Origin of the sequence: Mesorhizobium sp. M0598 (genome assembly GCF_040320865.1) — a bacterium.
Lineage (GTDB): Bacteria > Pseudomonadota > Alphaproteobacteria > Rhizobiales > Rhizobiaceae > Mesorhizobium.
On sequence record NZ_JAMYQL010000070.1, the window covers coordinates 1 to 10,660 of the forward strand.

The following is a 10,660-nucleotide window of genomic DNA, read 5'->3' on the forward strand; positions in this document are numbered from 1 at the left end:
CCGTCTGGCCGATCCGCCGCATCAGGCGCGGCAGGTCGCGCAGGATGGCGCTAAGCCCCATCAGTGCGATCTCGCTGCCGTCGAACAATGGCGCCAGGCCGAGCGCCTGCAAATGGCGGCCGCCGATGCCGACAAGCCGAACTTCGCGCCCGGTCATGCGCTTGAGCGCCTGCACAAGGTCGGCGCCAAGCAGGTCGCCGGACTCCTCGCCGGCGACGACGGCTATCTTCAACGGCCGCTCATTCGCCATGCGCCGGCTCCGCAGCAGGCAGGCCGATTACGAACAGGCCGAGCGCATTGGCACGTCCGATGGTGGCGGGACCTTCGAGCACCAGCGAGCGACCGGCTTCGACGGCAATGCCGGCCAGTCCGGCGGCATGCGCCGCCTCGACGGTCAGCGGGCCGATGGAGGGCAGATCGGCACGCAGTTCCTGACCGGGCTTGGCGCATTTGACCAGAACACCGCGGCTCCCGCCGGCCAGCCTGCCGTGCCCGCGCAACTCCCTTGTCCGCTCGAGCAGCCCGTCGGTGCCTTCGACGCCTTCCAACGCAATGGCGCGGCCGCCGACCGCAACAGCCGCTTGGCCGATATCCAGCGCGCCGATGGCTTTTGCCGCCGCGTGCGCCGCCTCGATGTCGCGCCAGTCGGATTTGCGTGGCGCCGCCTTGGTCAGCAGGCCTTCGGCGGCGACCAGCTCCGGCACGATCTCGTGAGCGCCGACGACCTTGATGCCGCTGCGCTCGATCCTGCGCACGAACAGTTTCAGCACCGTATCGTCGCCCCGGGTTACACCGACGAAGAGGCTGGGTAGCCACGCGAGCAGGCCCAAATTGAGGCGCATGGCGCTCAGCCTGGGGCGGCGCGTGATATGACCCGCGGTTACGAGATGCGTAATGTGATGCCGCTTAAGGATCGGCAGCAGCGAGCCGACGTCTTCCAGCCTCAAGGTTGCCTGCTCATAGGGCTCGAAATCGGCTATGCGATCGACCTCGCCGGCCGCCATCACGACGAAGGGCAATTTGCCTTGCCGGGCGAGCGCTCGGGCAATTTCGACCGGGAGACTGCCGCCGCCGGCGATGATGCCGACCTTGGCATCTGGCGCGAGATCAAGGCCCTTTCCGGCAGCCTCAATCTTCGTCATCTGCCCTCAGTCTTCATCATCGGTATCGTCGCCGTCGCTACCCTTGAGCGACGGCACGGCGTAGTGCCGCTTGCCGCGACCGGCGATGAAGTCGACGATCTTCATGGCAGTCGGCGACGAGGCGAATTCCGCCTTGGCGAATTCGATGTTTTCGCCGACGGTCCGGGAGCGATCGAAGATCGTCTTGTAGGCTTTGCGCAGCAAGTGGATCTCCGAACGCGGCAGGCCGGCGCGCTTCAAGCCAATGATGTTGAGGCCGCGAAGGCTGGCACGGTTGCCAACGGCGATGGCGTAAGGAATGACGTCGCCGACGATCGCCGAGCAACCGCCGAGAAAGGCGTTATCGCCGATGCGGACAAACTGATGAACCGCGGTAAGGCCGCCGATGTAGACATTGTCACCGACTTCGCAATGCCCGCCTAACGTCGCTTGATTGGCGAAGGTGGCGTTCTTGCCGACCACGCAGTCATGGGCAATATGGGCATAGGCAAGGAAATTGCCGTTGTCGCCGATCGTCGTCTCGCCGCGGCTGGAATCGGTGCCGACATGCATGGTGACACCTTCGCGGATCGTGCAGTTCTCGCCGATCACTAGCGTGGTACGGCCGCCCTTGTGCTTCGTGTTCTGCGGCGGCCCGCCCAGTATCGCCATCGGATAGACCTTGGTCGATGCACCGATGGTGGTCGCGCCAATCACCGAGACATGGCTGACCAGTTCGACGCGGTCGCCGATCACGGCGTCGGGGCCGACGTGACAGAAGGGCCCGATGCGGGCGCCTTCGCCGATTTGGACGCCTGCCTCGATGACCGACGATGGATGGATGACTGTCTGGATTTTCATTAGCATTCGTTTGTCAGCCGCTTGCGACCATCATCGCCGAGATCTCGGCTTCCGCCGCCTTGGCGCCATCGACGAGGGCCTCGCAAGCGAATTTGAGAAGATTGCCGCGTTTCTTGATTTTCTTCACATGAATTTTCAGCTGGTCGCCTGGAACGACCGGCTTGCGGAACTTGGCATTGTCGATGGTCAGGAAATAAACCAGCGACGGCTTTTCCGTACCAAGGCTGCGGATGCAGATGGCGCCGGCCGTCTGCGCCATCGCCTCGATGATCAGCACGCCGGGCATGACCGGCTGGTCGGGGAAATGACCTTGGAAATGCGGCTCGTTTATGGTGACGTTCTTGATGCCGATGGCGGATTCGTCGCCATCTATGTCGACAATACGGTCGATCATCAAGAACGGATAGCGGTGCGGCAGGAGCTTCATCAGCCGCATTATGTCAACCGCTTCGAGCGTCGCCGCTGCGATGTCAGCCATTTCCCCCCTCACCCTGTTTGCGCGTCCGTGCAAGTCTGCGCAAGGCCGCTATCTCGCGCATGGCTTCCGCCATCGGCTGCGCCGGATATCCTCCCCAAATCTCACCGGCAGGCACATTGCTCATAAACCCGCTTCTTGCCGCAAGCTTGGCCCCGGACCCGATGGTCAAATGATCCGCAAGGCCGACACCGCCACCCATGGTGACGTTGTCGCCTACCGTCACGGAACCGGAAATACCCGAAAGCCCGGCTATTATGCAATTGCGGCCGATGCGAACGTTGTGCGCGATCTGCACCAGATTGTCGATCTTGGTGCCCTGGCCGATGATCGTGTCGGACATGGCGCCGCGATCGACGGTCGTATTCGACCCGATCTCGACGTCGTCCTGGATGATGACGCGGCCAATCTGCGGAACCCGCTCCGGACCCTTGGAGCCGGCCACGAAACCGAAGCCATCCTGGCCGATCCTGGCACCGCCATGGATGATGACGCGATTGCCAATCAACGCATATTGCACGCTGGCACCTGGACCGACATAGCCGTCGCGGCCAATCTGCGAGGACGGACCGACGACCGCATGCGGGGCAATGACGGTCCCGCTGCCGATGGCAGCGCGAGGTCCGATGATCGCACCCGCTTCGATGATCGCACCGGCCTCGACATGGGCGGTCGCATCGATATGGGCGTGCGGCGAGATACCGGTTTCGCCGGTCATCGGTCCAGGCGTTGCAGCCGCCGGAAAAAGCAGACGCCCGACCATTGCGAAGGCCTGCTGCGGGCGCGGATGCACCAGCACCGCGATGCCCGCCGGCGCCTTGCCGGCAAATTCGGCAGGGCAGAGAACCGCCGCCGCCCGCAGTGACTGCATCAGGGCGAAATTGCGCCTGCCATCGACGAAGACAAGGGCGTTCTCGCCGCCTTCGTTGGCGGGCGCCAGAGCCTCGATCGATACATCGGAGAGACCGGAATCAACAAGCGTCGAACCGGTCAGATTCGCGACTTCGCCGGCCGTATACCGGCGTGAGGGCGCGAAGAACACCGGATCGGTCATTCCAGAAGCAATATCCAGCTAGCGCATGACCCCGAAAATCGGAGATCGACCCTCGGAAAGGATCATGCGCAAATCAAAGTGCTACAACGTCCTTTGCGCGTCCGATAGGACGCGCTGCGCTGTAGTGTCGGATCACTGCCATCCGGATCCAAACGAGCCGGAAGCATCATTGCCCGCTACATCAGAAGCGGGTCGATATGCCGAAGTTGAATTCCTGCACGTCGTCGGTCTTTTCCTTCTTGACCGGGATCGCATAGTCGATGCGGATCGGGCCGAAAGGCGATGCCCACATCAAACCGACACCGACGGAAGCGCGCCATTCCATGCCGGTCGTCGACTGATCGACAAGACCACTAGCAATCTTGCTGCCGTAGAGCGTTGCCGCATCGGCGAACACCGCGCCGCGCAAACCGAAGCTTTCCGGGATGACCGGCAGCGGGAACTGCGCTTCCGCCGAAGCATTGAAGTAGGTGGTGCCGCCGAGATGGTCATTGCTGTTGTCCAAAGCAACCGGGCCGATGCCGCCATATTCGAAACCGCGGATCATACGGTCGCTGCTCTGGAAATGATCGAAGACACGCAGATCGCCGTTGCCATAGCCTTGGACATGGCCGGCGCCGCCCGAAATGAGGCCCACCAGGTCCAATTGTTCGGACAGCGTCTGATAAATGCTGCCGCGCGCCGTGACCTTGATGAATTTGGCATCGCCGCCGAGGCCGGCCACTTCGGTGCCGACATTGGCATAAATGCCGTCATGCGGGTTCTTCATGTCGTCGATCGTATTGTAAATCAGACCGAGACTGACCGAAGACTTGAGCCATGGGCTCTCGTTAACGCCGTTTTGGATCGCCTTGGAGACGTCGCAACTGCCCGTTGGAGGGGGGGTGCAGCCCTCGTCGAACTCGTACTTCTCTTGCGCAATATTATAAGCGAGTTGCGTCGAGATATTGTCTGTGATCGGCAGGCCGAAGCGAACGGTCGCGCCTGTCGTGTCGCTGTCGTAATGGTCGTAGTTTCGGCTCTGCTTGTAGATGTCGAAGCCGGCCGCGATGCGGCGGCCGAGGAAATAGGGTTCGGTGAAAGAGAAGCTGTAGTCGCGCGAGTTCTTGCCACCGCCCGCTGCCACCTTGATGAATTGGCCGCGACCGAGGAAGTTGCGCTCACTGACGGAACCTTCGACGGACGGACCTGACGTTTCACCGCCGCTCGAATAACCGGCGCCGACCGTGAACTCACCGGTCGATTTCTCGACCACATCCACCACCAGCACAACCTGGTCCGGCTCAGAACCCGGAACGGTGGAAATTTCGACTTTTTCAAAATAATCGAGCGCTTCCAGCCGCCTCTTCGCGCGCTGGATGAGGACCTGATTGAAAGCGTCGCCTTCGCTGACATCGAACTCGCGGCGAATGACGTAGTCGCGCGTCCGATCGTTGCCGCGAATCTCGATGCGCTCGATATAGGCCTTGGTACCCTGGTCGACCGTATAGACGACCGAGATCGTGTGGTTTTCGAAGTTGCGGTCGCCGCGCGGCGTCACCTGGGCGAAGGCATAGCCGGATCCAGCGACCTTTTCGGTCAAGGCGATGATCGTGTCCTCGACGTTCTTGGCGTTGTAGACATCGCCCTTGTGGGTCTCGACCACCGATTCGAGCGACTTGGCGTCGACCTCGGGGATCGTGCTTTCGACGCTGACATCCCCGAACGTATAACGCTCGCCCTCCTGCACCGTGATGGTGACGGTGTATTTGTTGGTTGTGTCGTCGAGTTCGCCGACAGCCGAGACGACCTGGAAGTCGGCATAGCCGTGATTATAATAGAAGCGGCGCAGCAGCTCCTGGTCGGCGCGCAGCTTGTCCTCGTCATAAACATCGTCGCGCAGCACGAACGACAGGAAGGACGAACGCTTGGTGGAGATGATGTCCGACAGCCGGCGGCTCGAATAGGCGCTGTTGCCGACGAAATTGATCGCGGCAATCTGGGTGCGGCCGCCTTCGTTGATGTTGAAGACCACGTTTACCCGGTTGTCGCCGAGATCCATGATCTGGGTGGTCACGGCGGCATCGTCGCGGCCGATACGCCGGTATGCGGCCTTGACCGCCTCGACATCGGCATCGAGTTGCTGTTGCGAGAAGGTGCCGCGCGGCTTCAATTGCACCGCGGCCTCAAGCGCGTTGTCCTTGAGCTTCTTGTTGCCCTGGAACAACACCTGGTTGACGACCTGGTATTCGGACACCTTGATGACCAGCGTCGATCCGACCTGGTTGATCTGCACATCCGAAAACAGCCCGGTGCCAAACAGCGCCTTGACCGCATCGTCGATATCCGAACTGGAAAACGCCTTCCCTGGCTTGATCGTCACGTAATTGCGGATGGTGTCTGCGTCGACACGCTGATTGCCGGTGACTTCGACTCTGGAGACGACAGCCGCCTCGGCGGCCGATGTGGCAACGAACTGCACTGCGAGCGCGCCTGGTACAACCAGAGCGGCGGACATAGCCACCGCGGACGCGGCGCTCAGAAACTTGGATGCTGCCTTCATCGGGCTTTTGTACCTTTTCTCGAAGTCCCCACGGCGAGAAAACCGGACGTGCGGTAATTTCCCCTACCGTATTAACCGGATTTTCCCTACACGCAAGGCTTCTGGTTAATTTGTATTTACTTAACCCTGCGGCGTGGCTTTCGCGTCACGCATATCCCCACGCATGGTAAACGGCGTCTCAACAGTGCTCGTGCCGAAGCCAAATTCCTTCATGATTTCAGCACCCAAACAGATCGTTCCAGAAAACAAAGCCCATGAACCCGAGCACCAATATGAGGCCGCTTCGGTAAGCCATTTCCATCATGCGTTCGGACACCGGCCGCCGGATGACAGCCTCCACGCCGTAGAACAGAAGATGCCCTCCGTCGAGGGGGGGAATCGGCAAAAGGTTGAGAATCCCTATCCCGACTGACAGGAATGCAACAAGCTGCACGAGCCATTCAAAGCCGAGCTTTGCTGCCTGACCCGACATCTTGGCGATCTTGATGGGGCCGCCCAGCTGGCACTTGTCCTCGCGACCGACAACGAAACGTTGCAGGAACTGGCCGGTACGCTGGATGACGTGTCCGGTTTCCTGGACCGCTGCCCCGACCGCCCCGGCCGGACTATAGGTGATCAGCCGTGGCTGGCCGAGTTCCTTGTTGTTGACGACGCCGATCACGGCCACCTGGACCTTGTTGCCCAGTGCGTCTTGTTGTTCCATCAAGCGCGGCGTCGCCGTGACGGTGATTTCCTTGCCGGCGCGTAGCATGACGAAGGTGATGCTGTCGCCGGCGCGGCCAGAGACCAGACGCTGGACGTCGGCAAAGGTCTCGACCTTGCTGCCGTCGACGCTGACGAATCGGTCGCCGGGCATGATGCCGGCCGCGGCGGCCGGACTGCCGACGGTGACCTCAGCCACCATCGGCTCCAGCACGGGCCGGCCATGGACGGAAAACAGCACGGCAAAGACGGCGATCGTCAGCAGGAAGTTGAACAGCGGCCCCGCCACGACGGTCGCCGCGCGCTTCCAGATCGGCTGCGTGTGGAAGGCAACCTTGCGTTCTTCGTCGCTCAGCGCCTCGATCTCCTCCGAGCTGGGCTGGCTCGACGTCGCGTTCATGTCGCCGACGAACTTGACGTAGCCGCCGAGCGGTATGGCGCAAAGCTTCCAGCGCGTGCCGCGGCTATCGTTGAAGCCGATGATCTCTGGGCCGAAACCGATCGAAAAGGTTTTTGCGCCGATACCGCACCAACGCCCGACGAGGTAATGGCCCATTTCGTGGACAAAAACGACCACGGTCAGCACGAACAGGAAAGGCACCAGCGTGCCGAGGACAAAGCCCTCTGTGCTGAAAACCGCGTGAAAAATCTCGTTCAATTCATGCCCTCAAATTCATCCACGGCACAGATCACGCCGCGACTGTGACATCAATCCAGGCGAATCCATGACGCAGCCCCGCGTCGGCCCACCGACGATGCCGTTCAAACCGGAAACAGCCCCTGTGCCGGATGGTCGGCGGTCGCGGAAATCCAGCCGATGACGTATAGGGCGAAAGCCGCCGCGACAAGCCCATCTACCCGATCCATGATGCCGCCATGGCCAGGTATCAGCGTGCTGGAATCTTTACGGCCGTGGCGTCGCTTGACCCATGATTCGAACAGGTCGCCGGCCTGCGCGACAATCGAAAGCACCAGTGCGACCACGCCAAGCACGACGAGGTTGCCCGTTCCGGCTACGGCGGCCAGAAGCAGCCCGGCCACTACGCCGCCGACCAACCCACCGAGCGCCCCGCTCCGCGTCTTGCCCGGCGAGATCGACGGCGCCAGCCTTGGACCACCGATGGAGCGGCCGACGAAATAGGCAAAGATATCGGTCGCCCAAACCACGGCGAATAGGAACAGAATGGCCAGCAGCCCTGAATGGTCGCCGTCACGCAAGAAGGCCAGCGACAAGCCGGACACGGCCGCATAGGCAAGGCCGGATGCTTCCCACGGTCCTGCCCTGCGCATGGAAGAAGCGACGGCAGTGACAGCAACCAGAGCCGCGACGAGCGGCAGCAGCAAAGACGCAGGCAGGCCGGCGACGAGGGCACCAATAAAGACCACGATCAGCGCCTCGGGCAGAAAGCCGAGACCTGCCGTAGCACCAGCACCTGCCGGGGCAACGGGGCGGCTCATCCGCGTCCACTCGTAGAAGATCACCGCCGCCATGGCGGCGCAAAGCAACCGGAAGGACAGTCCGCCGAGCCAGGTCAGGGCAAGCGTGACGATGGCAAGCACGACGGCCGAAATGACCCGGAGCTGAAGGTTGCTCATTCCTCAGCCTGAGGCGACATCTTGGGCGGCAAGTCCGCCGAAGCGGCGCTCGCGGCCGGCGAAATCGCGCAGTGCATCGGACAGGTGCTCGCGACTGAAGTCGGGCCAGTAGCAAGGCAGGAAAACGAGTTCGCTATAGGCGGCCTGCCATAACAGGAAGTTGGACAGCCGAAGCTCGCCGCTGGTGCGGATGACCAGTTCCGGGTCCGGAATGCCCTCTGTATCGAGCGAGCTGGCAAAGGAATCGGCCGTGATCGCCTCGCTCTCGATCTCACCGCGCGCCACCGCCGCTGCGAGCTTGCGCGCGGTGCGCACGATCTCGTCGCGCCCGCCGTAATTGAAGGCAATGACCAGTGTCAGCGCCTCGTTGCTGAGAGTGAGCGTTTCGGCTTCCTCGAGCAGCCCCCTTATGTCGGGCTGCAGCCCTGCCCTGTCACCGATGACCCTGATCCGCACCCCACTCTGGTGCAGCTCGGCGAGGTCACGTCGGATGAAAAGCTTCAGCAGGCCCATGAGGTCGCTGACTTCGGATTTCGGCCGTGACCAGTTTTCCGACGAAAAAGCGTAGACGGTCAGGAAGGAGATGCCGAGGCCGGGGGCGGCGCGCACTGTCTTGCGCAGCGCCTCGACGCCGGCGCGGTGACCGGCCAGCCGCGGTAAGCCGCGCGCCTTGGCCCAGCGTCCGTTTCCGTCCATGATGATCGCGACATGCGCGGGCGTTGCCATATTCTCGCTTCCGGGCCAGGCGTGGCCAGACCCTAGACCTGCATGATTTCCGCTTCCTTGTCGGAAAGCAGGTGGTCGATGGTGCTGATTGTCTCGTCGGTCAGTTTCTGAACCTGGTCGGCTCGTTTGCGATGGTCGTCCTCACTGATGTCGCCGTCCTTTTCCGCCTTTTTCAGAAAGTCCATGCCGTCCCGGCGAACGTGGCGTGCGGCGACGCGGGCATTCTCGGCATAACCGTGCGAGATCTTGACCAGTTCCTTGCGGCGCTGTTCGTTGAGCTCGGGCAGCGGAATCCTGAGATTGGTACCGTCGACGATAGGATTGAAGCCGAGATTGGCTTCACGGATGGCGCGGTCGACTGCGCTGACCATCGACTTGTCCCAAACCGAAACCGAAATCATGCGCGGTTCCGGCACCGACACTGTTGCCACCTGGTTGATCGGCATGGTGGTGCCATAGGCCTGCACCTGGACGGCATCGAGCAGGTTGCTCGACGCGCGGCCGGTGCGCAGCGAAGCCAGATCATGCTTGAACGCGGCGATCGCCCCGTCCATGCGCCGTTTGAGATCGTCGTACTCGCCACTCATCATCGTCTCCTCGACCCGTTAACCCGGGTTCACTGCTTAGGCCCTGTTCGAGCCTCATCCGCAACCGGTCCCTTTCGGGTTCATGGTCCGGTCAATCGTCTGCGACAACCGTGCAACGGCCGCCGCCCCTCAGGATATCGCCGAAGCCACCCTTCTCGTGGATCGAATAGACGATTATCGGAATGTTGTTTTCGCGCGCAAGTGCAATCGCCGCCGTATCCATGATCGAAAGCCCGCGTTTGATGACTTCGTCATGGCTGATCCGCTCGAAACGTGTCGCATGCGGGTCCTTCTTGGGATCAGCCGAATAGACACCATCGACCTGGGTGCCCTTGAACAGAGCATCGGCGCCGATCTCGGCGGCGCGAAGGGCTGCAGCCGAATCGGTGGTGAAGAACGGATTGCCGGTGCCGCCGGCGAAGATGACGACCTTGCCCTGGTTCATGTAGGCGGTCGCCTGACGCTGCGAAAAACTTTCGCAAAGCTCGGGCATGGCGATCGCCGACAGCACCACGGCGTCGACGCCGATCTTGTTGAGCGAGGTGCGCAGCGCCAGCGAATTGATAACCGTGGCAAGCATGCCCATATGGTCGCCGGTGACGCGGTCTCCGCCTTTTGACGCAACCGCGACGCCACGGAAGATGTTGCCGCCGCCTATGACGACACCGACTTCGATGCCCAATGCGCGGGCCTCGGCGATGTCGGCGGCGATGCGGTCGACCACCGATACGTCGATGCCGAAATGCTGCTCGCCCATCAACGCTTCGCCCGACGCTTTCAGCAAGACACGTCGGTAGAGGGGCTTCACCGTCATCTGGTCCTCGTCATCGTGCGTGTGACGCGTTTCGGTGCGCCCCGAAACACTGGGCGTTCCGATACACGAAGGGCGCCGCGCTTTGAAACGGCGCCCGGGCCCGGTAGGTTTGGTAGTTGTCCCGGCGTAGCGTCACGGCACGCCGGGCAAAATGCCGAGCAAGGGCAGATCCGGCCGATATG

Annotated in this window: 10 protein-coding genes and 1 pseudogene; all 11 read right to left on the reverse strand. The window is 61.9% G+C overall.

Annotated elements, in window-relative coordinates; all coding sequences use genetic code 11:
* Positions 1 to 250 (reverse strand): annotated as a pseudogene (locus tag NKI59_RS34160) (lipid-A-disaccharide synthase); the annotation flags it as partial.
* On the reverse strand, positions 240 to 1,142 hold the full coding sequence (locus tag NKI59_RS34165) for an LpxI family protein (RefSeq protein ID WP_352708938.1): 903 nt from the start codon (positions 1,140 to 1,142) through the stop codon (positions 240 to 242). The gene NKI59_RS34165 and the pseudogene NKI59_RS34160, both read right to left, overlap by 11 nt.
* A gap of 6 nt (positions 1,143 to 1,148) precedes the next feature.
* The gene (lpxA, locus tag NKI59_RS34170; protein WP_352708939.1) at positions 1,149 to 1,982 is read right to left on the reverse strand and encodes an acyl-ACP--UDP-N-acetylglucosamine O-acyltransferase; all 834 of its coding nucleotides are present in this window, start codon (positions 1,980 to 1,982) and stop codon (positions 1,149 to 1,151) included.
* Between the two features lie 13 nt (positions 1,983 to 1,995).
* A complete protein-coding gene (gene fabZ / locus NKI59_RS34175) occupies positions 1,996 to 2,460 on the reverse strand; it encodes a 3-hydroxyacyl-ACP dehydratase FabZ (protein WP_023674942.1) in 465 nt (154 codons plus the stop codon).
* On the reverse strand, positions 2,453 to 3,511 hold the full coding sequence (gene lpxD, locus NKI59_RS34180) for a UDP-3-O-(3-hydroxymyristoyl)glucosamine N-acyltransferase (protein WP_352568695.1): 1,059 nt from the start codon (positions 3,509 to 3,511) through the stop codon (positions 2,453 to 2,455). The genes fabZ and lpxD overlap by 8 nt, the downstream gene beginning before the upstream one ends.
* A gap of 181 nt (positions 3,512 to 3,692) precedes the next feature.
* Positions 3,693 to 6,053 (reverse strand): outer membrane protein assembly factor BamA, encoded by a 2,361-nt coding sequence (gene bamA, locus NKI59_RS34185; RefSeq protein ID WP_352708941.1) that lies wholly within the window; start codon positions 6,051 to 6,053, stop codon positions 3,693 to 3,695.
* 217 nt (positions 6,054 to 6,270) lie between these two features.
* A complete protein-coding gene (gene rseP / locus NKI59_RS34190) occupies positions 6,271 to 7,413 on the reverse strand; it encodes an RIP metalloprotease RseP (protein WP_352708943.1) in 1,143 nt (380 codons plus the stop codon).
* Positions 7,414 to 7,517: 104 nt separating this feature from the next.
* Positions 7,518 to 8,351 (reverse strand): phosphatidate cytidylyltransferase, encoded by an 834-nt coding sequence (locus NKI59_RS34195; protein ID WP_352616164.1) that lies wholly within the window; start codon positions 8,349 to 8,351, stop codon positions 7,518 to 7,520.
* Positions 8,352 to 8,354: 3 nt separating this feature from the next.
* Complete coding sequence (locus NKI59_RS34200) at positions 8,355 to 9,077, reverse strand: isoprenyl transferase (RefSeq protein WP_023674936.1); 723 nt, start codon at positions 9,075 to 9,077, stop codon at positions 8,355 to 8,357.
* A 32-nt stretch (positions 9,078 to 9,109) separates the two neighbouring features.
* On the reverse strand, positions 9,110 to 9,664 hold the full coding sequence (gene frr, locus NKI59_RS34205; protein WP_084640965.1) for a ribosome recycling factor: 555 nt from the start codon (positions 9,662 to 9,664) through the stop codon (positions 9,110 to 9,112).
* A 91-nt stretch (positions 9,665 to 9,755) separates the two neighbouring features.
* Complete coding sequence (gene pyrH / locus NKI59_RS34210; RefSeq protein WP_023674934.1) at positions 9,756 to 10,478, reverse strand: UMP kinase; 723 nt, start codon at positions 10,476 to 10,478, stop codon at positions 9,756 to 9,758.
* Between the last annotated feature and the right edge of the window lie 182 nt (positions 10,479 to 10,660).